Raw genomic sequence first — 25,033 nt, 5'->3', positions numbered from 1 at the left:
CTTAGACCGTCCTGATTCGGGGGTTGATGAGCAAGTAGAGAAGGTCCACCAGGATGTTCACGAGCACAAACGTCACGGCGATGACGAGCACCACGCCCTGAACCAGGTTGGTGTCCACGTTGGTGATGCCGTTGAGGATCTGCTGGCCCATGCCGGGCAGTGAGAAGATCATTTCAATCACGACGGCGCCGCCCAGCAGGTAGCCGATGCGCAGTCCCAGCACGGTCACCGGGGTGACAAGCGCGTTGCGCAGCACGTTGCGCGAAACAACAGTGGTGTACGGGACGCCGTTGCCGATGGCGGTGCGGACGTAATCGCGGTCCAGTTCCTCCACCATGGAGGTGCGGACAACGCGGATCAGCGACGCGGAAACCGGGATGGCAAGCGCCAGCGCCGGCAAGCTCATCGACTTCAGCCAGCCCATGAAGCCTTCGTCGGGACTGGCGAGGCCGCCGGAGGGGAACCAGGAATTGTCGCCCAGTGCGAACCACTGGATGAGCAGGATGCCCAACCAGAAGGACGGGGTGGCGATGGCTGCGACCGAGAAGATGCGGATGAGCTGGTCGGCCCATTTGTCGCGGTACAGTGCGGCGAGCACGCCGAAGACCAACGCGATGACGATGGCAATCAGGACGCCCAGGAACGTCAGCTGCAACGTCACGGGGAACGCGGCGGCAATAACCTCGGTGACGGGTTTTGCCGGCGGAAGGGTGTCACCGAAGTTGCCAGTCAGGAGCTTGCCCAAGTAGGTGAAGTATTGAATGAAAAGGGGGTCGTTGTATCCGTTGGCCTCGCGGTATTGCGCCAAGGCTTCCTTGGAGGCACCTTCGCCCAACGCTGCAATGGCTCGGTCGCCGGGAGCGAACTGCAGCACCACGAAGACGAGCAGGGTGACACCCAGGATCATCAACGGCAGTGCTGCGAGCCGACGTCCCAGCAGTCGCAAAAAGTTTGCCAATGTACTTACTCCGGTTCTATTTGCAGCGTTTCAGAGGGAGACTGTGTGCTGCGTCATAGGAAAAATGGTTTCAGGCCAAGGGGCCATGGCCCGGTGGGCCACAGCCCCTTGGTCTGTGTAAGAGCGAACGAACCTAGGAGGTCCGGCCAACTCCAAGGAAAGAAATGCCCGTGGTGGGCAGCGGCTGGAAGTCCACGAGCTTCTTGGAGTCCCAAGCCGTGGGCAGCTTGCGGTGGAAGATCGGGTACAGCGGGGCTTCTTCAGCGATGATGTTGATGATTTCGCTGTAGAGCTTCTTGGCGTCTTCCTCGGGCGCGGCCAGTGCTTCGTTGAGCTTGCCCTGGACTTCCTTGTACTCGGCGGTGTCGCTCCAGGCGAAGCGGTTCTTGGCCCAGGTGTCGCCGCGGAAGAACCAGCTCAGCAGGATGTCTGCATCGTTGCCGAAGACGGACGGATCGCCGGGGGCGGCGACGACGTCGTAGTTCAGGCCGCCGACCTTGTCGGGTGCGTAGACGGCAGCCGAAGCCAAGGGCTGCAGTGTGGTGTCAACGCCAATGGCATCCCAGTTCTTCTTGATCAGCGGGATGACGTCCTTGACCCATGCGGTGTCAGTGGAGGTGAGGGTCAGCTTGAGGTTCTTCACCCCGGCCGATTCCAGCAGCGACTTGGCCTTGTCGGCGTCGTAGCCGTAGACGGTGGAAGCCTTCTGGTAGTTGGGGCTGCCCTCCTGGAAGTAGGAGGTGGCTGCCGTCGCGTTGCCCAGCAGGGCAGTTTTGATGATGGCGTCCTTGTCCATGGCGTAGTGCAGTGCCTGGCGGACTTCCTTCTTGTCGAAGGGAGCCTTGGACAGGTTGAACATGAGGAACAGCAGGCCGAAGGACTGCACGGACTCAACGTCAACCTTGTTCTTGAGCGCGTCAACGTCCAAGTAGGGGACGTCTTCGATGGCCTGGACGCGGCCGGACTGCATGGCCGTGACGCGGGCCGAGGCATCGGCGAGCAGGAACCAGGTCATACCCTTGGCAAGCGCCGGCATGGAGCCGTTGTACTCGTCAAAGCGGGCGAAGACGATCTTGTCGTCCTTGGCTGCGGAAACGAACTTGTAGGGGCCGGTGCCGACGGGGTTGGCGTCGAAGGCCTTCTGGTCTTTCGAGGCCAAAGCCTTGGGGACAACCTTGACGACCGAGATGCGCGGGCCGAAGCCGTTGAATGCGGTGTTCAGCTTGAACTCGACGGTCTTGTCATCGAGTGCCTTGACGGAGTCGATGAAGAAGATGAACTGTGCGAACAGGGCCTGGTTGGCCGGGTCCAGCACGCGCTCGAAGGAGTAGGCGACGTCTTCGGTGGTGACCGGTGTGCCGTCGTGGAAGGTGGCGCCGTCGCGGATGGTGACCTGGTAGGTCTTGTCGTCAACCATTTTGGGGTCTTCGGCAGCCAGTGCGTTGTAGGGTTCACGCGTTGCGGGGTGGAGTTCCACCAAGCCCTCGAAGATGTGCAGATTGGCCGCCAGCGGGGTGGCGCCGGAGGAGCTCATGGGATCAAAACCGGTGGACAGTGAGTACGAGATGCCAGCTTCAATGCTGAGATCCTTGTTGACTTCGCCGGTGTTCTTGGTGCCGGTGCCGGTGTCGGATGAAGATCCGCATGCTGCCAGGGTTGCGGTGAAGGCGGTTGCTGCACCAAGGACGCCGGCGGCCTTGAGGAATGTCCGCCGCGAGGCGGGGGTCACAGGCAGGTTCTGAAGAGTATTGCTCATTCGGTTGACTCACCATTTCGTGTAATAGTTATCGGAGGTAGGACGTCCGATGCTTATGGTGAAACTGTAATAGCCATCACAGCGGTTGGTCAAGTGGAGTTTTGATCTCGTTTTGGACTCGGTCGAGGCTTCGTCGCACGGCTGTGCCGACTCGGCGCAAACGCTGGCCAACAGCTTTGCCTAGGCAAGTTGTCGGACATCCGATATTCTATGATTGAAATCACGTCGACGCACAGGTGGCGACCACGGCACGAAGGTTGCCCTTCGCCGGAAATCATGCTTGATCATGCGCGCGGGAACGTCTCCTGCAATATGACCAAGCAAGTGACAAAAGGCGCAGGATGCGACGCACATTTTTTGAGGAGTTTTGTTGTCCATTTCGACGGTAACCCCGAAGGCCCGCTTCAGCGCCCAAGCACGGCTTCGCGCACTCCAAGCGGACATCATGGAGCTCATTTTGGAGCGGGATCTCGATGCCGGGGACCCCATGCCCACCGAAGGTGAGCTGTGCGAAGTCCTGGGCGTTGGCCGCAACACCCTGCGAGAGTCGCTGAAGGTCCTTCAAGCCTTGGGCGTCATTGAGATCCGGCACGGTTTTGGCATGTTTGTGGCACCCAGCAACTTTGACGCGCTTGCCGACGGGCTGACGTTCCGTGGCCGCCTCTCGCTGCGCCATGAAGGACTCGAGGCGTTGCAACTGGTCGATATCCGGCAAGCCCTTGAATCCGGCCTTGTCAGTTCCAGCATCCCCGTTGTCTCGAAGGAACACCTGTTGCTCATTGACGCAGCCGTGGTGAAGATGGAACAGCTGGCAGCCCGCGGGGAACAATTCGCCGAAGCGGACGCAGAGTTCCACCGCCTGCTCTTTGAACCTCTCGGCAACGACCTGTTGATGAGCCTCATGAGTGTTTTTTGGAAGGTCTACCGCAAGATCCACGTGGAGATCGGTACCGATGGCATGCACCTGGTGGACACTGCCGCTGCGCACCGGAAGATTTACGAGGCAGTCGCCGCCCGTGATGCGGCAACCGCGGCACAGCTGCTCAACTGCCACTTCGACGGGATCCGCGCCAAGATCAAGGCCTTCGTGGAATGCGACTGATTCCACCGGGAAAACTATAGGCGGCGTAAACCACCAGCGACGCGAACCGCCAGCGACGCACGGGACTGAACTTCCGTGCGTCGTTCTTGTTTATGCACAGTTTCTAGTTCAAGCACCGGGGGAGGTCTGGCGTGACACTTTCACGGGGCTGACATATCGCTGGGCATCGTCGTCGGAAGTCCACACGGGGGAGGTTTGGCCCAAGCCTGTCACCGGGCGGGCGAAGCCGTCATACTGGGGTTCGGAATGGTCCCGGAACCACTCCACCAGCTGGCTGTGCAGTTGAGTCCGAACCGACGCGTAGGCCTGATTCTCGAATTCGTTGGACAACTCGCCGGGATCGGTTGTGAGGTCGTAAAGCTCACCGGGGGCATCGCCGTGGCGCGAGACATACTTGTGCGTGGTGGTGCGGATCATGCGTGTGCCGCCGTATTCGTCGAAAATGACGATCGAGTCCTTTCCCGCGGCATCCCATTCCTCGGGTGCTCCCAGAAAACGCGGGGCAATGGAGTCTCCGGCGATGAGCGGATCAACGGGTTTGGGTGCCCCCGCCAGTTCGAGAATTGTCGCATGGAAGGAAGCTGCCGTGGTGAGGACGTCATCCAAGCGGGGCGCGATGGTGCCGGGCCGGTTGATGATGAACGGGACAAGAATCGACTCGTCCCAGACATTGAGCGGAAGCGTCCCATTGCCCTTGCCCCAAATTCCGTGGTGGCCGCAGCTGAAGCCGTTGTCCGAGGTAAAGATGACATAGGTGTCCTCCCTGGCTCCGGCGTCCTCCAGAACATCCAGGAGCTGGCGAACGCCCTTGTCGACAGCTGTCAGTGATGCACAGAAGCCGGCCAAATTCTCCCTCGGGTCCCGCATGGCAGCGGCAAGGTCTCCGTGCTCCCAGTTGAACCAGTCATGGGCGGGAAGCCGCGGCACGCTGGGGAACTCGCACCCGTCGTAAAGGTCCAAGTATTCCGCCGGGTGGTTGCCTTCGGTCCATGGGCTGTGCGGTGCCGTGTAATGCACTTGCAGGAAGAACGGTTCATCCGCGTCCGTCAGCTTGCGCAGCATCCCTGCTGCATGCTCCGAGATGGCATCGGTGATGTAGCCGGGCTCGTCGTGCAACATACCGTCTTCCACCATGGGCGCCCCATAGTAGGAGCCGCCGCCATCCCTGTGGCTGTACCAATGCTGAAAGCCCGGTGCCGCCTGGCGGGCATCGCCCAGGTGCCACTTGCCGGCGTGTGCGCAGGTGTACCCGGACCGGTGCAGAAGCTCGGCTGTGGTTTCGAAGTTCTCAAGGTAGTGGACACCGGCTGTGCTGACTCCGCTGTTTTCGCTGCGCAGCCAGTCATGGACTCCGTGGGCCGACGGCATGCGACCGGTGGCCATGGACGCCCTGGCGGGGGAGCACACCGGCGAGGTGCAGAAGAACCGAGTGAGCTCATGCCCCGATGCCCCGAGGTCATCAATCGTGGGCGTAATGAGCTCGGGCATGGTGCGGCCGCGGGCCCAGGCGCCTTGGTCGTCAGTCATGACAACGATGAAATTCGGGGATTTTTGTTCAGTCATTTGTCGGCTCCTGCTGCATGTTGGTTCCATTGGGTCGAGACTTGCTGAAAGATCTGGTCAGATCGTGCTGCAGTGTCGGGATATCACCGGAGCGGGCGGGATCAGGACCACTGGAGGTCGGTGCCGGCGCCTTTTGGTGGCCACAACATCCACAACGGTGACAACGTCGAAAGCCAATGGTGCAAGGACCTGCCACCAGATACGGTAGTCGCCGCTCGTGCGGGAAGCGAAAAATGGCCACGCCGCACCGTTGTTCGCGGCCCCGTCACTCGCCGCCGCGCCCGTCCCCCTGCCGTCCACCCTCGCGGCTCTATCATCCTGCCCGTACCCTCGCCGCCTCGCCGAAAGTACATTAGTCGGCAATGTTCTTCGAGAACATTGCCGACTGCTCCGCTTTCGATTGGGGGAGTGGCGTCAGCGCGGGTTTCAGCCCTTTGCTGGCAGGAGTCGCTGGGCCAACTGGATCGCGGTTAAATGCGAAAAAGAAAGGGTCCCAAACTCAATGTTTGGGACCCTTTCTGCAATAGTGCGCGCGAAGGGACTCGAACCCCCAACCTCCTGATCCGTAGTCAGGTGCTCTATCCATTGAGCTACGCACGCATATTCTGTTTCTTTGTTTCTTTGTTTCTTTGTTGACCCTCGGGCCGTGAATAACTCTAACCCGACATGGGCGCCGCAGACAAATCGAAGCCGTGGTGTTCCCCGGCACTAGACCGGTCTACGTGATCTAGCACACGTTTAATGGCGATAACTGAAAGGAAGATCCTTACAAAATCGGGGAATTTGCTCTGCCACCAGCGTGTACATCCCATATCCGATGCCCGGAGGGTCCAAATGGCGAGCCATAGCATTTAGACATCACCCACCCATTCATCGAAGGGAATCGCAATGGGCCACGCTGTTGCAGTGCAGGAAACCGTTGAGCAGGCAATGACCACCCATAAGAGGCTCGCCTCTTGGGTCGCGGAAGTTGCCTCGCTCACTTTGCCGGAGAGCATCCGCTGGGTGGACGGATCTGCAGCGGAATATGCACAGTTGACTGATCAGTTGGTTGAAAAGGGAACGCTGACCCGGCTCAATCAGGAACTGTTCCCCAACTCCTTTGCAGCATTCTCGGACCCGGTGGATGTGGCCCGCGTTGAAGGCCGGACGTTCATCTGCTCCGAAAAAGAGCGCGATGCCGGCTTCACCAACAACTGGATGGCTCCGGCGTCCATGAAGGAAATTCTGGACGGCAAGTTTGCCGGCAGTATGCGCGGGCGCACCATGTACGTCATTCCATTCGTCATGGGCCCGCTCGACGCCGAAGACCCCAAGTTTGGCGTGGAGATCACCGACTCCGCCTACGTGGTTGCCTCCATGCGGATCATGGCGCGTATTGGCAGCGACGTCCTGCGCAAGCTCGAAGACAGCAATGCCTTTTTCGTCCCCGCCCTCCACTCGGTGGGAGCACCGCTGGCGCTCGGGGACAAGGACGTGTCCTGGCCGTGCAATCCGGAAAAGTGGATCGTGCACTTTCCGGAAGAGCGCTCCATCTTCTCCTTCGGCTCCGGCTACGGCGGCAACGCACTGCTGGGCAAGAAATGCTTCGCCCTGCGCATCGCCTCCGCCATGGCGCGCGACGAAGGATGGCTGGCCGAACATATGCTGATCCTGAAGCTGACAAGTCCGGAAGGCCAGGACCACCACGTGGCCGCCGCGTTCCCGTCCGCGTGCGGCAAGACCAACCTGGCGCTGCTCGAGCCCACCATCCCCGGGTGGAAGGCTGAAACCTTGGGCGACGACATCAACTGGATGCGCTTCGGCAAGGAGGGCGAGCTGCGGGCGGTGAACCCGGAGGCGGGCCTGTTTGGCGTTGCGCCAGGTACCGGCTGGCACACCAACCCCAATGCCATGGCTGCCATTGCCAAGGGCAATTCCATCTTCACCAACGTTGCCCTGACGGACGACGGCGGTGTCTGGTGGGAGGGCATGACCACCGAAGTGCCCGCTCACCTGACGGATTGGCAGGGCAACAGCTGGGTGCCAGGTTCCGGACGCCCGGCAGCGCACCCCAACTCCCGTTTCTGCACCCCCATTGACCAGCTGGACATGCTCTCCAAGGATTACTACGACCCCAAGGGCGTGGAAATCGACGCCATTTTGTTTGGCGGGCGCCGCAAGACCACCATCCCGCTGGTCACCCAGTCACGGGACTGGAACCACGGCGTCTTCATGGGCTCCACGCTTTCTTCGGAAACGACGGCGGCCGCCACCGGTGCTGTTGGAGTGGTGCGCCGGGATCCGATGGCCATGCTGCCGTTCATCGGTTACAACGCGGGGGACTACCTCAAGCACTGGATTGAGCTTTCAGCCAACGCCAACCACGAGCGGTTGCCCAAGATTTTCCTGGTGAACTGGTTCCGCCGCACGGACGACGGCAGCTTCGCCTGGCCCGGGTTCAGCGAGAACAGCCGCGTGCTCAAATGGGTAGTCGAGCGTTTGGAGGGCACCGCTGAGGCTGTTGAAACACCCATCGGTTTCATCCCGGCCCCCGGCTCACTGGACCTGGCCGGGATTCAGGTCACGGACTCGGACATGGCCGATGCACTCAAGGTGGTCCCGGAAGAATGGGAGACCGAGCTGGCCGGCATCGAGGAATGGTACGCCCGCTTTGGTGACTCCCTGCCCCAGGAATTGGCTGCCGAACTCAGCGGCCTGAAGGAACGGTTCGCCGCATAGACAACGGTGTCTGGAGCGACCACTGAAAAGGGGCTCGATGGATCTCGACCACAACCGGCCGGTATCCATCGGGCCCTTTGATTTGAGGTGCCGCAAGCCGCGGCGCCGTTTCCGCAATCAGCCGTGGCCAGTCCCAGTCTCCTGCCGGCAGCTTCTTGCCGGTGCTGCGTTCTGTTCTGCAGCTCCTGCGGGTGCGGGCTGGCTCCGGCATTCTATTCTGCAGCTCCTGCGGGTGTTCGGTGCGGTGACCCGCAGGTGCTGCTGAATGGACGGGGTGAGCAGGGAGGGGCCCGCAGGTGCTGCTGAATGGACGGGGTGAGCAGGGAGGGGCCCGCAGGTGCTGCTGAATAGAGTTGGTGGGTGGGGGATGACTCGCAGGTGCTGCTGTATGGGTGGTGCGATCGTGGGATGACCGTCGTTGTCCAGCCGAGAGGTAGCAAGATCCTGAGCAGGACACTACGTTTGAGGTGCCGCAAGCCGAGGCGCCTTTTTCGCAACCAGCCGTAGCCAGTTCCAGTCTCCTGCCTGCCGCTTCTTGTCCGTACTGCGTTCTGTTCTGCAGCTCCTGCGGGTGCGGGCTGCCCCCGGCATCCTATTCAGCAGCTCCTGCGAGTGTTCGGCGCGATGACTCGCAGGAGCTGCTGAACAGATTCGGTGGGAGGGGGATGACTCGCACGTGCTGCTGAACAGATTCGGTGGGAGGGGGATGACTCGCAGGTGCTGCTGAACAGATTCGGTGGGAGGGGGATGACTCGCAGGTGCTGCTGAACAGATTCGGTGGGAGGGGGATGACTCGCAGGTGCTGCTGAACAGATTCGGTGGGAGGGGGATGACTCGCAGGAGCTGCTGAACAGATTCGGTGGGCGGGGGATGACCCGCGTTGTCAGGCCAAGGGACGGCAAGATCCGGGGCCGGACGCCAAAAAGGGCCCCGCCGAGCTCAACCACAGGTGGTCGAGCTCGCCGGGGCCCTCAAGGAGCCGAGACTAAAGGAGCCGAGACTAGTTGGCGGCGCCGGCCAGCCACAGGTCGGGGCCGAAGACCTCGTAGTGGATCTTGGCGGACGGGATGCCGGCGTCCATGGCCTGGTTGCGGATGGCCTTCATGAACGGCAGCGGGCCGCATACATACATGGAGGCGTCGCTGGGAATGTCCAGTCCGTCAAGGGTCATGAAGCCCTTGTTGAAGCCTTCGGTGGGCTCTTCCAGCCAGAGCTGCATGGTGGCGCTGGTGATAGTGTCGACGTCCGTGGTCATCTGCTCGCGCAGCGCCCAGGCCTCGAGGTTCTTCTCGGCATGGAGGACCAGGACCTCACGGTCGACGCCGGCGTTGGCCAGGGCGCGCAGGGCCGATGCGGACGGGGTGCAGCCGATGCCTGCCGTGGCAAACACGACCGGGCCTTCGCCGTCGAGCGTCACATCGCCGTAAGGGTTGGAAAGTTCCACGACGTCCCCGACCTTCACATGGTTGTGCAGCACCGGTGAAACCTCGCCACCGTCGTCGCGCTTGGTGGTGAACACGCGGCGGGTGGTGGATTCAACGTCGGACGAGAGCGAGTACTGGCGGCACTGGAGCAAGCCGTCGGGCAGGGCAACCTTGACTGTGACGAACTGGCCGGGGCGGGCCACCGTGACGGGGGTGTCGTCGGCCGGTTCCAGCACGAAGGTCATGGAGTCGGCGCCTGCGGGGTTCTTTTCGACGATGGTCCAGGGCATCCACAGCTTGTCGTTGGCCTGGAGCGCGTAGAGGCCCTTTTCAATCTTGACCAAGGCGTTGGCCATGAGCCAGTAGACCTCGGTCCAGGCTTCGGCGATCTCTGCGGTGATGACATCGGCAAGCTCTTCGGCGATGGCCTCGAAGAGGTACTTGTAGACAATTTCGTACTGGTCTTCGGTGATGCCCAGGCCCGTGTGCTTGTGGGCGATGCGGCTGAGCATCTGCTCGGGAATCATGTCCGGGTTGGACACCAGGGCGGTGGCGAAACCTGCGATGGAGCCGGCCAGGGCCTTCTGCTGCTCACCGTTGTTTTGGTTGGCGCGGCTGAACAATCCGTCCATGAGCTCCGGGCGTGCAGCGAACATCCGGTTGTAGAAGTTCGGGGTGATGGCGCCCAGCCTAGAGCCAACCAAAGGCAGCGTGGCAACAATCAATGGGCGCGATTTTTCCGAAAGCATCTTTACTCCTTGGGTGAAAGTCATAGTGACAACTCCAAAGTAGCATCTGAAATGCGAGTTTAAATTCAGTTTTTCTACGTGTCGTAGAAAAACTGTGGAATTACGCGGAACAGCTCGGGCGTGCTGTGCTCAACGTCACAGGGACCGGGCCGTTGGAGGTCTTCCTGGCCAGGCTGTAGATGGTCACATTGTCCAGTGAAACGTAGAAGGCTTCGCGCGCATGGTTCAAGGCGCCGCGCAGCCCGCAGTCGTGCACCAGCGGGCAGGAGCCCATGTCGGTGACGCATTCGGCCACGTCGCTGTGGTCATCCAGCACGCGCAGCACCTTGCCCACGGTGGCTGCCTTGCCCGCGGAGGTGATGCGCACGCCGCCGCTGCGGCCGCGGATGGCCTCCAACAGCCCCATTTGCCGCAGCTTCAACACGGCCTTGCTGACGTGGTTGTAGGGGGTGCCCACCTGTTCAGCGAGCTCGCGCGAGGTGGCAAGTTCGTCGTCGGGCATGGAGCTGAGCACCATCAACAGGCGCAAGCTCACATCGGAAAAGCTATTGATGCGCATGGCTTATGCCCAAATTGCCAGTTCGCCGGCCTCGAGGAAGGGATTGCCGAACTCCCAGCCGCTGGGTGCCTGGCGGTAGGGGCGCACGGCGGAGACGCCCAGGCCCGTGCTGTGCTCGGCCATGACGTGGATGGCGTCGGTGGCATCGTCGGGCAGGTGGATGTCACACACGACGGCGGCCGCCCGGTTTTGTTCGCGCTGCTGCGTCAGTGCCTCGAACAGGTCCGCGACCATTTGGTCGGCGTCGAGCTCGGTTTCTTCCTCACCCTCGCCGGCCACCTCGTTGGGTGACACGGCCACCAAGTTGAGTTCGCCGTCGAGCGTCATGACAAGGCCCACCGGCAAGAAGGCGCCGTGGGTTTCCAGCTGTTCGGCGGCCACGCCCAGCGCGGTGCCGATGACCTTGTTGAGGTCGTCCTGGACCAGTGCGTCTGTTTCGGATTGCTCGGGCGTGGTGTGCTCCATGGTGACTCCTACAAAATGGGGTGGGTGGATGATGCCGGGATGCGCCGGCGGGAGGGGGTGTTACCTGCGGACGACGGCGAGGACGTCGTCGCGGATGTCGGCCATGGTGACGGCGTCGACGGCTTCGGCGTTCAGGCGCAGGAAGGGTTCGGTGTTGGAGGCGCGGAGGTTGAACCACCAGGTGCCGTCGTTGGCGGTGAAGGTGATGCCGTCGAGTTCGTCGACGGTGATGCCCTCGCGCGTGTAGGTGGCACGGACCCTGGCCACGGCGGCCGGGACGTCGGCGAGTTGGGAGTTGATTTCCCCGCTGGAGACGTACGGTTCGTATTCGCGGCCGAGGTCCGAGAGGGTGCCGTCTTGTTCGCCCAGTGCGGCGAGGACGTGCATGGCGGCGAGCATGCCGGTGTCGGCGTTGAAGAAGTCGCGGAAGTAGTAGTGGGCGGAGTGTTCTCCGCCGAAGACGGCTCCTTCGGCGGCCATGGTGGCCTTGATGAAGGAGTGGCCCACGCGGGTGCGGACGGCGCGGCCGCCGTCGTGGGTGATCAGTTCCGGCACCGCGCGGGAGGTGATGAGGTTGTGGATGACGGTGGGGTGGTCCTCGCCGAGGGCTTGGGCGCGGGCGATTTCGCGCCGCGCCACCAGTGCCGTGACGGCCGAGGGGGAGAGCGGGGCGCCGGTTTCATCGATCACGAAGCAGCGGTCGGCGTCGCCGTCGAAGGCCAGGCCTATGTCCGCCCCGTGCGCCACGACGGCGGCCTGCAGGTCGAGCAGGTTGGCCGGTTCCAGCGGGTTGGCGGGGTGGTTGGGGAAGGTGCCGTCGAGTTCAAAGTACAGCGGGACGATCTCGAAGGGCAGGGAGGGCAGGAGCGTGTCGCCCAGGACGGCCGGGGTGGTCATGCCGGCCATGCCGTTGCCGGCGTCGACCACGATTTTCAGCGGCCGGGAGTCGGAGAGGTCAACGAGTTTGCGCAGGTATTGGGCGTATTGCTTCAGGATGTCGTCTTCGCCGATTTCCCCGGCGCTTCCGGAGGGTGTGCCGTCCGGGATGCCGTCGTTCAGGTAGGACTGCGCCAGGTCGCGGATCTCGGCCAGGCCGGTTTCGGAGGAGAGCGGCACGGCCCCGGCACGGGTCATCTTCATGCCGTTGTACTCGGCTGGGTTGTGGCTGGCGGTGAACACCACGCCTGCGGCGTTCAGGATGCCCGAGGCAAAGTACAGTTCGTCGGTGGAGATCAGGCCCAGCAGCGTGACGTTGGCGCCGCGCCCGGCAGCCCCCTCGGCGAAGGCTTGGCAGAACTCAGGGGAGGAGGGCCGCATATCTCCGCCGACCAGCACGCTCTCGCCTGCCAGTTCCAGGACGTCGACAAAAGCCGCCGCCACGGCCCGGACGGAGTCGGCGGTGATGCTCTCTCCGACAATCCCGCGGACGTCGTAGGCCTTGAACGAAGCGGACAAGTCAACCGGAGCGTTCTCTTCAGTAGTCACCTTTCAATCGTACCGTGGGGGGACAAACCGGGAAGTTGTGCACAGATCTTGCCGGCAGCACGCCGGATGTCCCCGCCCGCTGGGATACTGGGGGCATGAGTAACCAACCAACCTCTGCTGCAATGACCCCCGTTCAACCCACAGCTCCCGGCAGCCCCGCTTCCGCCGGAGCCCCTGTTGGGGACCCGGCGGGAACCAGGGCCCAAGCGCTGGTGGTGCTGCGCGCCTTGGTGGGGCATCCGGAGGCGGAATTTCACGACGGACAATTCGAGGCCATCGCGGCGTTGGTGGACGGCAACCGCCGCGCCCTTGTGGTCCAGCGCACCGGTTGGGGCAAGTCGGCCGTGTATTTCGTTTCCTCGCTGCTGCTGCGCGCCAGGGGTGCCGGACCCACCCTGATCGTCTCGCCCCTGCTGGCCTTGATGCGCGACCAAGTGGCTGCCGCCGAACGTGCCGGTGTGCGGGCCATGGCCATCAACTCCGCCAACGCCACGGAATGGGCGGATGTCTCCGCCGCGCTGGCAGCTGACGAAGTGGATGTGCTGCTGGTGTCTCCCGAACGATTGACAAACCCCTCGTTCCGGGAAAACCAGCTCCCCGACCTGATCCGGCGCACCGGGCTGCTGGTGGTCGATGAAGCACACTGCATTTCCGATTGGGGGCACGACTTCCGTCCTGACTACCGGCGCATTGCGGACCTGATTGCCCAGCTGCCGGCCTCAGTTCCCGTCCTGGCCACGACGGCCACGGCAAACTCCCGCGTGGTGGCAGACATTGAGGAGCAGCTCGGCGCGGGGGTGTTCACCATCCGCGGCCCGCTGGCCCGCAAGTCCCTGCGGCTGGGCGTGCTGCGACTGGCCGATTCCCGGGACAGGCTGGGCTGGCTGCTCACCCACTTGGCCGAACTGCCGGGCAGCGGCATCATCTACTCCTTGACGGTCTCCGCGGCCGAGGACACGGCCCGCCTGCTGGCGGACGCCGGGCATGTGGTCAAGGCGTACACGGGGCGCACCGACACCATGGACAGGGAAGCCCTGGAAGAAGCCCTCAAGAACAACCAGGTCAAGGCGTTGGTTGCCACCAGCGCGCTGGGCATGGGCTTCGACAAGCCGGATCTGGGATTCGTGGTCCACCTGGGGGCGCCGTCCTCGCCGGTCGCCTACTACCAGCAGGTGGGGCGTGCCGGCCGTGGCACCGCCAACGCCGATGTGCTCCTCCTGCCCGGCAGCGAGGACGCGGATATTTGGCGATACTTTGCCACGGCATCCATGCCGGACAGGGAGAAAGCCATGGCCGTTTTAGAAACGTTGGGCGGTTCCGCAAAACCCATGTCAACACCAGCCCTGGAAGCCCGGGTCGACCTCCGGCGCACACCGCTGGAGCTCCTGTTGAAAGTGCTGGCAGTTGACGGTGCTGTGCAGCGGGTCTCCGGCGGTTGGGAGGGCACCGGCCAGCCCTGGGCCTATGACGAGGAACGGTACAGGCGCATTGCCCAGGCGCGGGTGGATGAGCAGCAGTCCATGGTCGAGTACGAACGCATGTCCGGTTGCCGCATGGAATACCTGGCGGCAGCGCTCGACGACGACACCGCGGCTCCGTGCGGCCGTTGCGACAACTGTGCCGGGCGGTGGTTTGACACCGAGGTTGGCTCCGGTGCAGCCGAAGCCGCGGGGGAGTCCTTGCGCCATGCAGGTCTGCCGCTTGACCCGCGGGCCATGTGGCCCACCGGGATGGACAGGCTGGGAGTGCCGGTGAAGGGCAAGCTCAAGCCCGCGGAATTGGCATCCACGGGACGGGTTCTGGCCAGGCTCACCGACTTGGGATGGGGCAATGCATTGCGGGCCATGTTCGCCTCGGGAGCGCCCGACGCTCCCATCGACCCGGCGATGGCCCAGGCCGTTGTCGCCGTGCTGCGCGAATGGGGACAGACCGGATGGGCGGGTTCCGGGCGGCCCGTGGCCGTGGTTGCCATGCCCTCGCGCACCAAGCCACAGTTGCTGAACTCCTTTGCCCAGGCCATCAGTGAGATTGGGAAGCTGCCGTACCTGGGTGAGCTGTCCCTGGACTTTGGCGGGCCCACAGGTGCGCGCGGAGGCAACAGCGCCTACCGGCTGGCAGGGGTCTGGGAGCGCTTCGTGGTGGGGGAAGAGCTGCAGGCAGCGCTCGCAGCCAGCTCCGACGGTCCCGTCCTGCTGCTGGACGACTTGGTGGACAGCCGCTGGAGTCTCACCGTCGCCGGGCGCGCACTCCGGCTTGCCGGCGCCGAACAGGTCCTGCCACTCGTGCTGGCACAGGCCGGATAGGAGGGGGCGGCCCGTCACCGCCTAGGCGTTGGTGTCGGTGCTGACTGCACTGTCACGGAGTTGGGACCGGAGCCAGCGCAACAGGCCCACCAGGGCGATGGCCCCGCCAATCCCGCCAGCCACCATTCCGACAAACAGCCAGAGGAACATGGGGTCAAGTTGCGTCTCGGTGTCCGGGGAGCCGATCATGGTGCCGCCGAGGAATCCGGCCAATGGCGCAAGAAACAAGATGATGGCCCCCAGGACAATCATTTTCAGGCCGGGACGGGTTTCCGGGGCTTGGATGGGAGCGGCCGCTGCGGGCGCGTCGTTCTCAGACATTGTCAGGCCTTTCCAGCTGGATTTCGGGGAACGGAGTCAGGTCATGTTCCGGGCCGGCCCCGGCTTCGTGCTGCTCCGACTCCTGCTGCGTTGACGGCTTTTTTGGGCCGTTGTGGTTGGTCCCCGTCGGCACCGTGTCGGCAGCCTTTTCGTCCCGTCGCGGCATCCTGTCAAGGAACGGTCCAATGATGTCCATGGGCAGCGGGAAGACGACTGTCGAGTTCTGGTCTGCTCCCAGTTCCAGTAGCGTCTGCAGATAGCGCAACTGGAGCGACGCGGGGTTGCCGCTGAGGACGTCGGCAGCCTGGCGCAGCTCCTTCGAGGCCTGAAGTTCCCCCCGGGCGTTGATGATTTTGGCGCGCCGCTCCCTCTCGGCTTCGGCTTCCCTCGCCATGGCCCGTTGCATGGCCTCGGGGATCTCCACGTCCTTGATCTCAACCACCTTCACGTGCACGCCCCAGGGTTCGGTCTGTGCATCGATGGTGCGGGCAAGGTCTTCGTTGAGGTCGGCCCGGTGTGCCAGCAGGGTATCGAGGTCGGCCCGGCCCACCACTGAGCGCAGTGTGGTTTGGGCCATCTGCGAGGTGGCCACCGCGTGGTTCTCCACTGCCATGACCGACCGCGTCGGGTCCACGACCTTGAAGAGCACGACCGCGTTGACACGAGCGGGCACATTGTCCTTGGTGATGACCTCCTGAGGGGGGATGGTCAGCGTGACTATGCGCAGGTCCACGCGCACCATCTTCTCCAGCCCCGGCAGGATGAGGCGCACGCCAGGATCGAGCACGGGACGGAGACGCCCCAGCCGGAACGCAACGCCGCGTTCGTATTCCCGGATAATCTTCACCGAGGCAAGCAGGAACAGCAGTGCAACCGCCACCACAACAACAATCAGGATCTGGATCCAGGCCATGTGTTCTTCCTCCTGCTCCGTCCCGGTGCGGTTGCCTCGCCGCCGGGTTCCCCGAACGACCCCCAGCGGGTCGCAAACTTGTCGTGTTCCCCGGCCGTGTCAGCTTTCACCGTCTCGCCGGCGTTCACTGCTGTGCCTGCGTGGTGCGGTGGCGGTGTGAGCTGGACCGGAACCGGGCCGGGCCGGTGGTCGCTTCCGTAGCTGGTGTGCCTGCGGGCTTCGCGTTCGGATCCTGAAGCATGGCGGGCCACCGTGTCATCGAGCACCTCCACCTTGACGTGGTCAGGGAACCTCGCCGGTGACCGGTGCAGGTGGGACCACAGCGGCCAGCTTGCGGCGGCGATGGCCAGGACCGTCACCGCCAGGACCAGCAGCTCGGCTCCGTTCCTGGCCCCGATCATGGTGGCCAGGGGCCACGCCAAAGCCAGCACGACGACCGCGCAGGCAATGCCACGGTGGAAGCGTTCAGCTTCGGAGCTGGGCCACGGATCAACGTTGCGGCTCATTGCCCGGCCGCTGCTTGACGTGGTGCAGGAGTCCTTGACGGGGCAGGCGTTGCACACGGCCGGATTGGCCCGGTACCGCATGACGCGATTGTCCGGGTCAAAGGATTCCGGCCACAACCACTGGTCCTGGGGACACAGCCAGGCGTCGTGGTCACCATGATAGTGGAACCCGCCGGAGCGCCACTCCACTGTGCGCTGTGCCGTGCGCCGCGCAAGGATGTCAAGGAAGTGGGCAACGGCCAGCAGGACAAGTCCGTAGCCGATGGCAAACCACACGAGCGGATCAATGGTGTCCATCACGGCTCCCCGTCCCCGGGACCGTCTCCGGGCCCGTTGCCTGCGTGCCGGGCCCCGCGGTTGTCGGAGCCGTAGCGTTGGCGGGGTTCGTCGTCGTTGCCCGTTCGGGCCCCGGCCGCCACTGTGGCCGGCTGCTCCACAACGAAGAGGGCTTCTTCCGGGACATCGTAGGTTGTCGCCTTGATCCCGTGGCGAACGCCCAGCCACGTGATCCACAGGAACGGCAGCACGCCGACGACGATGAGCATCAAATCCCCTGGCAGGCGCAGCCATTCAAGGACGGCGTTGCCCGGTTGCGTAATGAAGTTCAGCGTCCGCGCCTCGTAGTAGCTGTCATTGATGGAGTGCCAGAGCTGGATAACGCCGAGCGGAATCAGTGTAGCAAAAGACATCCATGCCAAACCTATGTTCAGGCCCCAGAAGGAGAGACGGGCAGCCTTGTCCGACCAACGCTCCGCCGGGATGATGTAGCGCAACGCGAACAGCGCCAGTCCAACGCCCAGCATCCCGTACACGCCCATCATGGAGGCGTGCGCGTGGTTGGCTGTCAGTGCTGTGCCTATCTCGTAGTAGGAGACAATGGGCAGGTTCACCAGGAAGCCAAAAACACCCGCCCCGAGGAAATTCCAGAAGCCCACTGCCACCAGGAACATGACAGCCCAACGGTGCGGGAACGGGGCCGAACTTCGTGATTCCTGGCGTGAACCGAGTTGCAAAAAGCTCCAGGCCTCGATGGTGAGGAACGTGAGCGGAATGACTTCCAACGCCGAGAAGAACGCACCCAATGCCATGTTCTCCACCGGCGTGCCGGAGAAGTACAGGTGGTGCATGGTCCCGATCACGCCGCCCACGGAGTAGAGGATGACGTCGAGCAGGATCAGTTGCATGGCAATTTTTCGCCGGATCACCCCGAGCATGACGAAGATGTAGGCAACCATGACGGTGGTGAACAATTCCAGGAAGTCCTCAACCCACAGGTGCACCACCCAAAAGCGCCAGTAGTCGGCCACGGGCAGCGCCGTCTCGGTGCTGGCCAGCAGGCCCACGGCATAAAAGCCGGGGATTGCCAGCCCGGAGTAGAAGAAAAGCCAGGGCAGGTTGAACCGGTGCTCTTTTTGCAGCCGGGCCCGGATGCCGCGGTAAATGATGATGATCCACAGGAACAGTCCGACGACGAGCACCCCCTGCCAGACCCTTGGCAGGTCCAAGTACTCCCACTGCATGTCCCACAGTGGATTCCCGGCCACGGCCTCGACCCCAAAAATGCTCATAGCCTCTCCGACGAACGATCCTGCGATGACCAGGGCCAAGGCGCCGAGGAGGCCGTAGATGAGCCAGCTTTGGCGTTTTGGTTCACGTCCGGAAATGTAGGGGGCCAGGAAGATCCCCGCGGCCAGAAATGATGCTGCCGTCCACAAAATGGACAGTTGCACATGCCAGGTCCTGGCTAGGTTGAACGGCAGCAGCTTGGCCATGTCGAAGCCAAAGAAGCTTGAGAGGTCGGCACGATAATGTTCGATGGCGCCGCCAAGCAGCGTCTGGCCAAGAAACAGGATGGCCACGATGAAGAAGAACCAGGCCGTGGCGCGCTGGCCCGGGGTGATGGCGACCTTGCCCGGTTGCCGGAATGACAACGCGGGGGTTTCCCCGCTGTGCCAGCCGACATTTCGGCTCCACCGGCCATACATCGCGAACAGCAACCCGATTCCCACGAGGAGGGCAATCAGCGACAACCCGCTCCAGACGATGATGTCCGCCGTCGGGCCGTTGTTCACCAGCGGCTCGCCGGGCCAATTGTTGGTGTACGAGTAGTTGTGGCCGGGGCGTTCGGCAGCCGCGGCCCACGACGTCCAGGCGAAGAAAGAGGTCAGTTGGCGGATGTCCTGGGGACCTGTAATGGCATTGGGAATCAGCCCGTATTGTGTGGTCGGCGAACCAAAGTAGTCCGCGTAGTGCGTCTGGATGGCCTTGAAGGCCTTGATCTGCTCATCCGTAAACACCAGCGTGCCGGTGCCCGGGTCATAGCGGTTGGTGCGCATCATGGTGACGAGTGCGCCCTGTGGGTCCTGAATGCCGGTAGCGGTGAGGTCCGCCAGCACCATGGTGGCCGACCGGCGCAGGTAATCGGCCGTGTAGTCGGGGCCAAGGTAGCCGCCGTGCCCAACGATGGAGCCATATTCCTGCAAGCCCCGTCGGAGGAATATCTGTTGGCCGGCGGTGATATCCGCCCCGGTGAAGACAACTCCCCCTTGCGAGTCAACCACCTGCTTCGGCATCGGCATCGAGTCCGTATACGTGCGGACCGCCAAAAACCCCATGACCAGGAACCCAAAGATCATCACCATGGCAACGGCTTGGATCCATACTCTTGAAACAATCAACTCGGATCGTTGACGCCCGTTTTTACGCGCAATTTCAACCACAACGCTGCCCCCTCTGGTTCCCCGCCCGGGAAAGGCACTGCAGGTGCGTGCATGCAAAGCAACTCAACTACCGGCACTGTGGCTCACCAAATAAGGTGCCGAAATTCTCTCCGGCACAAGAATCGGGGATCTTGAATTTTTAGTTGTTGGTACGAGTTCCAGACACATTACGCCTGCGTCCAGACAAGGGGAAGCGTTTGAACCATAAAAGTTGCATATTTTATACATGTTTGGAAAGGGGGTTGAAAAGTTGGCGAAAGGGCGCGGAAACTTAGAATTCAACCATCAACACACCCTCCCCGCGCATGGGCGGGATTGACGAAGACCGGAGCACCTAGCCAGCCGTGTTTGGAACTGCAACAATGGTGCCGAAGACAGGGGCCTTGGCAATGGCCGATGCGTTCCGGGACGGTGAGGTGTTCTGTGATTTCCCATGAGGCCTATAGCTGCGAGGGATGGTGCCTGCGGGAAACGGACTTGGATCTGGACGTGCTGGCCCAGAGCGAATCCTTGTTTGCACTCTCCAACGGCCATATTGGCTGGCGGGGCAATTTGGACGAGGGGGCGCCCTACGAGCTGCCGGGGTCCTATCTCAACGGCGTTTACGAGCTGCGCCCGCTGCCCTATGCGGAGGCCGGTTACGGTTATCCCGAGTCGGGCCAGACGATGATCAGCGTGGCCAACGGCAAACTGATTCGGCTGTTGGTCGACGACGAGCCCTTCGACGTCCGCTACGGCCAGCTGCACAGCCACGAACGCGTCCTTGACTTCCGTGCAGGCGTCCTGAGTCGCAGCGCGCTGTGGTCTTCACCCGCCGGGCGCACAGTCCGCGTCTCATCGACCCGCCTGGTGTCGCTGGCCCAGCGCTCGATTGCTGCCGTCGAGTATCAAGTTGAGGCTGTCGATGGCCCGGTACGCCTGGTGATCCAGTCGGAGCTGGTGGTCAACGAGCCGCTGCCCCCGGGCAGCGACGACCCTCGGGCGGCCGCAGTATTGGAATCTCCCTTGCGGTCGGAGATGCACGCCAACGACGGCGCGCGGGCAGAGTTGGTGCACAGAACCGAGCAGAGCGGGCTCTTGGTGGCTGCGGCCATGGATCATGTGGTGGACGGCCCGGACTCCACCCATGTGTTGGCTGAGAGTTTCGACGACCTGGGCCGGGTCAGCATGACAGTCGCCTTGGAACCCGGGGAGCGGCTGCGTTTTGTAAAATTTGTCAGCTATGGCTGGTCGGCGGTACGAAGCCGCCAGGAGTTGCGCGACCAGGTGGACGCAGCCATCACCGGGGCGCTTCAAGGCGGTTGGGAAGGTCTGCTGGCCGAACAACGCAGCTATCTGGACGACTTCTGGGCCCGCGCCGACGTTCAAGTGGAAGGGGACGCTGAAATTCAACAGGCCGTGCGATTTGCCTTGTTCCACGTCCTGCAGGCAGGGGCCCGGGCCGAGCGCCGGGCCATCCCTGCCAAGGGTTTGACCGGGACGGGATATGGCGGCCACGCTTTTTGGGACACGGAGACGTTTGTGCTTCCAGTGCTGACCTACACTGTCCCCGCCGCCGCCGCCTATGCCCTGGACTGGCGGCATTCCACCCTGCAGCCGGCCCTGGACAGGGCGGCCCAACTGGGCATGAAGGGGGCAGCTTTTCCCTGGCGCACCATCACAGGAGCCGAATGCTCCAGCTACTGGCCCGCGGGGACCGCGGCCTTCCACGTGGGGGCTGACATCGCCGACGCCGTGGTCCGCTATCTGAATGCCACCGGCGACACCGACTTCGAACAGAAGATTGGCTTGGAACTGCTGGCTCAGACGGCACGGTTCTGGCGCTCGCTGGGCCACCACGATGCCCAAGGCCGGTTCAACATCGACGGAGTCACCGGCCCGGACGAGTACAGTGCCGTCGCGGACAACAACGTCTACACCAACCTGATGGCCCAGCACAATCTGCGCTCCGCCGCGGCCGTCGCCAAAAGAAATCCGGACAGGGCCCGTGAACTGGGCATCGACGGGGAAGAGATGGCGGCCTGGTGCGATGCGGCGCGGGACATGCGCATCCCCTACGACGACGAGCTCGGCATTCACCCGCAAGCGGAGGCCTTCACCGCGCACCGGGAGTGGGATTTCGAGGGCACAGTCCCCGCGGAATACCCCTTGCTTCTGCACTTCCCGTATTTTGACCTCTACCGCAAACAAGTGGTGAAACAGGCAGACCTCGTGCTGGCCATGCACCTGCGAGGCGAGGCTTTCAGTGCAGAACAAAAGGCCGCCAACTTCCGCTATTACGAGCGCCTCACAGTGCGCGATTCTTCGTTGTCCGCCTGCACTCAGGCTGTCATGGCCGCCGAAGTGGGCCAGCTGGGCTTGGCGTATGACTACCTTGCCGAGGCAGCGCTGATGGATCTGGAGAACCTTGAACACAACACGCGAGACGGCGTGCACATCGCGTCGCTGGCCGGTACCTGGATCGCCCTGGTCGCAGGCTTGGGCGGCATGCGCGAATTGGATGGCTCGCTAAGCTTCGCCCCGCGCCTGCCCGAGGGCGTCACCAGGCTCTGCTTCCGGGTCCTCTTTCGTGGACGGTGCCTGCAAGTGGAGACCACGGAAGCCAGCACGAGCTACAGCCTGTTGGAAGGGGACGCTCTGCAAATATTCCACTTCGGCGACCCCGTCACCGCGACCACAACGGCGACCTCTTGCCCGACGCCGCCGCCCCGGCTGCTGCCGGGAGAATCCAAGCGTCCCACCCAGCCGGCGGGACGCGAGCCAACCCTCCGAAGCGGTCGCCGCAGGACCTCCGCACGAAAGGAAACGCCATGAGCAGCGCGCATCCCTCCGGGAGCGAAAGAATGCACGTGGACATAGGTGCCTACGACGCCTGGCTCTTCGACCTCGACGGGGTGCTGACGAAGACCGCCTCGGTCCACACCGCCGCGTGGAAGCAGGCATTTGACAGATTCCTCGATGAAGAGGGCGCCCGGATCGGCAAGGACTTCGATCCCTTCGATCCGGTCGCCGACTACCAGCGCTACGTGGACGGGGAACCACGCGCCGACGGGGTGCGGAATTTCCTGGCTTCCAGGGGCATCACCCTGCCGGAAGGAAGCGACGGGGACGATGCCGACGCCCGCACGGTCGTGGGGTTGGGAAATCGCAAGAACGAGTTGCTCCTGGATGCCCTCAAGTCCGACGGAATCGACACCTACTCCGGCGCCGTGGCACTGGTGAAGGCCCTGCGCGCGCAGGGAACGCCCACCGCCGTGGTCTCTGCCAGCGAGAACACCGCCGCTGCTCTTGACGCCGCCGGGATAGCGGACCTTTTCGATGCCCGCGTCGACGGCCACGTGGTCAAGGAAAGCCAGCTGGCAGGCAAGCCCGCCCCGGACAGTTATCTCGAGGGGGCACGCCTGCTGGGCGTGGACCCGGCCCGGACCGTCGTCGTCGAGGACGCGTTGGCAGGAGTGGAATCAGGCCGGGCCGGCCATTTTGGATTGGTGGTCGGCGTCAACAACCACGACAGTGCCGGCGGGCATGACTATGCCGACCAGCTGCGGTCGCACGGTGCCGACGTTGTCTTCACCGACCTTGCCGAGTTGTTGGAGGGTTAGGAAGCGCCCTGTTTGGTGCCGGCGCGGAAGAATTCCTGCCGCTGGCGGCCCAGCCCGTGGATCTCGGCTTCGACCACGTCGCCGTCCTGGATGTAGGGGAAGCGTCCTGACATGGCCACGCCGGCCGGCGTTCCTGTCAGAACCACATCGCCCGGTTCCAGCACCATGTACTGGCTCAGGTGGTGGATGATCGTGGGAACGTCAAAGATCTGGTCCGAAGTGCTGGAATCCTGGCGGATTTCACCGTTGACCCAAGTCTTCAGGGTCAACGCGGTGGCGTCGACTTCGCCAGCCGGGACCAACCACGGACCCAGCGGGGTGGACTTGGGCAGTGATTTGCCCTTGGTCCACTGTCCGGCGGCACCGGGGAGCTGGTATTCGCGCTCGGAAAGGTCGTTGGCCACCACGTAGCCGGCAACGGCACCGGCTGCTTCTGCAAGGCTGGAGAGGTAGCTGACTTCGCGGCCAATGACCACGCCGAGTTCCACCTCCCAGTCGTATTTGGCCGCTTCCGGCGGGATCGGGGACGCGTCGAAGGGGCCCGCAACGGTGTTGCTCGGCTTGAGGAAAACTACCGGAATGGTGGGTGGAAGAGCGCCGGACTCCGCAGCGTGGGCAGCGTAGTTCATGCCGATGCACACCACGTTGTTGGGGCGGGCAATGGGAGATCCGATGCGCAGTTCGCTGGCGTTTTCAAGCACCGGAAGGATACCGTCTGCGAGGGCTTTGCGCAGGGTTTCCAGGCCTCCACCGGCCAGGAATGGCCCGTCGATGGTGTCTGTGAGCGCCCGTGCGTCGTAGCTTTGCTCGGTTCCGGATGAGTCGGCGGCGATGACCACGGGAATTTCCCGGCCAAGCTCGCCAAGGCGTGCAATCTTCATTGATTTCGTATCCTTTTCAACCGCAAACTGCGCGGTCCTCGTTGCTGTCAACCCTTGCGGGGCCTTGCCACCTGAGCTTTGGGCCTCTTTACCCACACCTTTCGGTGGCCTCAGCATGACGTTTATACCCACCCGTATAACGCCGGATGGTTAGCTTGATTCAACTCTTCAATGATTCCATGTCTCTTCCCCACGGAATAATCCACAAGTATTCCGTGGACACAACACAGTGCTTTCCCTCCAGCGGAACCGTGCGCAGGGGCCCTACGCGCTGGCCCGGCGCGCTGCTCAGACCAGGGCGTCCAGCAGTGCGATGAGGCCAAGCATCAGCAAGCCGAAGACGGGAAAGAGCCAGTGCGGCAGAATTGCCAAGAGCCGTGGTGCCCAGGCGGTCCGGGCCCGCGCAGGCTTGAGCGGGTCGCTGATGGCGTCGGGCGTTTCATTCAAGTCGCCGATGGTGCCGACAATCGCCAGTACAAGCATTAGTGCCAATGCCGTTCGGTTAGGCCGTGGTGTTTGATGTCAAGTCGGCGTGTCTAGTGCGGAATGAGGTGTGGCTCCTATTTGAGTAGTTCGGTCCACCAAGACTGATCTACTCCAACGGGAGCCACTATGTCCGATTCTGCCATCAATCATGCCTCGGGGGTATTTGCCCCTGGCCATTTGGGTGAGTTGACCCGTGTCATCCCATTTGAGGTGGTCGATGCCGCACTAGAGGCGGCCGGCGGCAGAGAACATCGTGTGCGGCGGCTGCCCTCACGGGTGGTAATTTATGTGTTGCTGGCCGGTGTCTTGTTCGCCGATCAAGGCTGGAAACAGGTCTACTCCCGTCTGGTCTCAGGATTGCCCGAGCCGGTGAAGAGCCCCTCAGCGTCAGTGCTCAGTGAAGCGATGCGCCGGGTTGGGGCCGGGCCACTGCGCGAGTTGTTCACTTTGGTCAGGGGCCCAGCGGTGACCGGAGCGAATCACGTGACACGGTTCGCCGGGCGGCTGGTCGTGGCTATT

General features: G+C 63.0%; 19 protein-coding genes and 1 tRNA gene. 6 read left to right on the top strand and 14 right to left on the bottom strand.

Features of this window, described 5'->3' with window-relative positions:
• Window position 1: 1 nt before the first annotated feature.
• Window positions 2-958, bottom strand: coding sequence for an ABC transporter permease (locus QMG25_RS00100; RefSeq protein WP_283456095.1), 957 nt, complete (start codon window positions 956-958; stop codon window positions 2-4).
• A gap of 133 nt (window positions 959-1,091) precedes the next feature.
• Window positions 1,092-2,714 (bottom strand): ABC transporter substrate-binding protein, encoded by a 1,623-nt coding sequence (locus QMG25_RS00095; RefSeq protein ID WP_283456093.1) that lies wholly within the window; start codon window positions 2,712-2,714, stop codon window positions 1,092-1,094.
• 370 nt (window positions 2,715-3,084) lie between these two features.
• Between QMG25_RS00095 and QMG25_RS00090 the strand changes: the two genes are divergently transcribed.
• Window positions 3,085-3,816, top strand: a complete 732-nt coding sequence (locus QMG25_RS00090; protein WP_283456091.1) for a FadR/GntR family transcriptional regulator — start codon at window positions 3,085-3,087, stop codon at window positions 3,814-3,816.
• A 108-nt stretch (window positions 3,817-3,924) separates the two neighbouring features.
• Here the strand turns inward: QMG25_RS00090 and QMG25_RS00085 are convergent, their stop codons facing one another.
• Entirely contained in the window at window positions 3,925-5,379 is a 1,455-nt protein-coding gene (locus QMG25_RS00085; protein WP_283456089.1) for a sulfatase-like hydrolase/transferase, read from the bottom strand.
• Window positions 5,380-5,906: 527 nt separating this feature from the next.
• Window positions 5,907-5,979 (bottom strand) — tRNA-Arg (locus QMG25_RS00080).
• A 288-nt stretch (window positions 5,980-6,267) separates the two neighbouring features.
• On the opposite strand from QMG25_RS00080, the gene QMG25_RS00075 reads away from it, so the two are divergent.
• Entirely contained in the window at window positions 6,268-8,100 is a 1,833-nt protein-coding gene (locus QMG25_RS00075) for a phosphoenolpyruvate carboxykinase (GTP) (RefSeq protein WP_283456087.1), read from the top strand.
• Between the two features lie 1,000 nt (window positions 8,101-9,100).
• Here QMG25_RS00075 and QMG25_RS00070 read toward each other — a convergent pair.
• The 4 genes from QMG25_RS00070 to QMG25_RS00055 all read right to left on the bottom strand — a co-directional run bounded on the left by QMG25_RS00070 (window position 9,101) and on the right by QMG25_RS00055 (window position 12,782).
• Window positions 9,101-10,273, bottom strand: coding sequence for a globin domain-containing protein (locus QMG25_RS00070; protein ID WP_283456085.1), 1,173 nt, complete (start codon window positions 10,271-10,273; stop codon window positions 9,101-9,103).
• A gap of 100 nt (window positions 10,274-10,373) precedes the next feature.
• Window positions 10,374-10,832 carry an RrF2 family transcriptional regulator gene (locus tag QMG25_RS00065; RefSeq protein WP_283456082.1) on the bottom strand — a complete coding sequence of 153 codons (459 nt, stop codon included), beginning with the start codon at window positions 10,830-10,832 and terminating at the stop codon, window positions 10,374-10,376.
• Between the two features lie 3 nt (window positions 10,833-10,835).
• The gene (locus QMG25_RS00060) at window positions 10,836-11,297 is read right to left on the bottom strand and encodes a hypothetical protein (protein WP_283456080.1); all 462 of its coding nucleotides are present in this window, start codon (window positions 11,295-11,297) and stop codon (window positions 10,836-10,838) included.
• A gap of 60 nt (window positions 11,298-11,357) precedes the next feature.
• Complete coding sequence (locus tag QMG25_RS00055; protein WP_283456078.1) at window positions 11,358-12,782, bottom strand: phosphomannomutase/phosphoglucomutase; 1,425 nt, start codon at window positions 12,780-12,782, stop codon at window positions 11,358-11,360.
• Between the two features lie 95 nt (window positions 12,783-12,877).
• On the opposite strand from QMG25_RS00055, the gene QMG25_RS00050 reads away from it, so the two are divergent.
• Window positions 12,878-15,085, top strand: coding sequence for a RecQ family ATP-dependent DNA helicase (locus QMG25_RS00050; protein ID WP_283456076.1), 2,208 nt, complete (start codon window positions 12,878-12,880; stop codon window positions 15,083-15,085).
• Window positions 15,086-15,106: 21 nt separating this feature from the next.
• Here the strand turns inward: QMG25_RS00050 and QMG25_RS00045 are convergent, their stop codons facing one another.
• The 4 genes from QMG25_RS00045 to QMG25_RS00030 are packed head-to-tail and all read right to left on the bottom strand — an operon-like array spanning window position 15,107 to window position 19,467.
• Window positions 15,107-15,406, bottom strand: a complete 300-nt coding sequence (locus tag QMG25_RS00045; RefSeq protein WP_283456074.1) for a hypothetical protein — start codon at window positions 15,404-15,406, stop codon at window positions 15,107-15,109.
• Window positions 15,399-16,319: a slipin family protein gene (locus tag QMG25_RS00040; protein ID WP_349307093.1), complete on the bottom strand. Its 921-nt coding sequence runs from the start codon at window positions 16,317-16,319 to the stop codon at window positions 15,399-15,401. The genes QMG25_RS00045 and QMG25_RS00040 overlap by 8 nt, the downstream gene beginning before the upstream one ends.
• On the bottom strand, window positions 16,298-17,122 hold the full coding sequence (locus tag QMG25_RS00035) for a hypothetical protein (protein WP_283456072.1): 825 nt from the start codon (window positions 17,120-17,122) through the stop codon (window positions 16,298-16,300). The genes QMG25_RS00040 and QMG25_RS00035 overlap by 22 nt, the downstream gene beginning before the upstream one ends.
• Entirely contained in the window at window positions 17,122-19,467 is a 2,346-nt protein-coding gene (locus tag QMG25_RS00030) for a nitric-oxide reductase large subunit (protein ID WP_283456070.1), read from the bottom strand. Before QMG25_RS00030 ends, QMG25_RS00035 begins: the two co-directional genes overlap by 1 nt.
• 474 nt (window positions 19,468-19,941) lie before the next feature.
• Here QMG25_RS00030 and QMG25_RS00025 point away from each other — a divergent pair, with 474 nt between their 5' ends.
• Window positions 19,942-22,359, top strand: a complete 2,418-nt coding sequence (locus tag QMG25_RS00025) for a glycoside hydrolase family 65 protein (RefSeq protein ID WP_502866313.1) — start codon at window positions 19,942-19,944, stop codon at window positions 22,357-22,359.
• Entirely contained in the window at window positions 22,356-23,147 is a 792-nt protein-coding gene (locus QMG25_RS00020; protein WP_283456066.1) for an HAD family hydrolase, read from the top strand. Before QMG25_RS00025 ends, QMG25_RS00020 begins: the two co-directional genes overlap by 4 nt.
• Here the strand turns inward: QMG25_RS00020 and QMG25_RS00015 are convergent.
• Both QMG25_RS00015 and QMG25_RS00010 read right to left on the bottom strand, forming a co-directional pair.
• Complete coding sequence (locus tag QMG25_RS00015; protein ID WP_283456064.1) at window positions 23,144-24,028, bottom strand: fumarylacetoacetate hydrolase family protein; 885 nt, start codon at window positions 24,026-24,028, stop codon at window positions 23,144-23,146. The two genes, QMG25_RS00020 and QMG25_RS00015, sit on opposite strands and share 4 nt — an antisense overlap.
• Window positions 24,029-24,316: 288 nt before the next feature.
• Window positions 24,317-24,511: a hypothetical protein gene (locus tag QMG25_RS00010; RefSeq protein WP_283456062.1), complete on the bottom strand. Its 195-nt coding sequence runs from the start codon at window positions 24,509-24,511 to the stop codon at window positions 24,317-24,319.
• A 129-nt stretch (window positions 24,512-24,640) separates the two neighbouring features.
• On the opposite strand from QMG25_RS00010, the gene QMG25_RS00005 reads away from it, so the two are divergent.
• Window positions 24,641-25,033: transposase domain-containing protein (locus QMG25_RS00005; RefSeq protein WP_283456060.1), on the top strand; the 393-nt coding region annotated here is incomplete at its 3' end.

Origin of the sequence: Arthrobacter sp. H35-D1 (assembly GCF_030063185.1) — a bacterium.
Classification (GTDB): Bacteria; Actinomycetota; Actinomycetes; order Actinomycetales; family Micrococcaceae; genus Specibacter.
The sequence above is the reverse complement of the archived record's forward strand: the minus strand, read 5'-3'. Positions and strand labels throughout refer to the sequence as shown.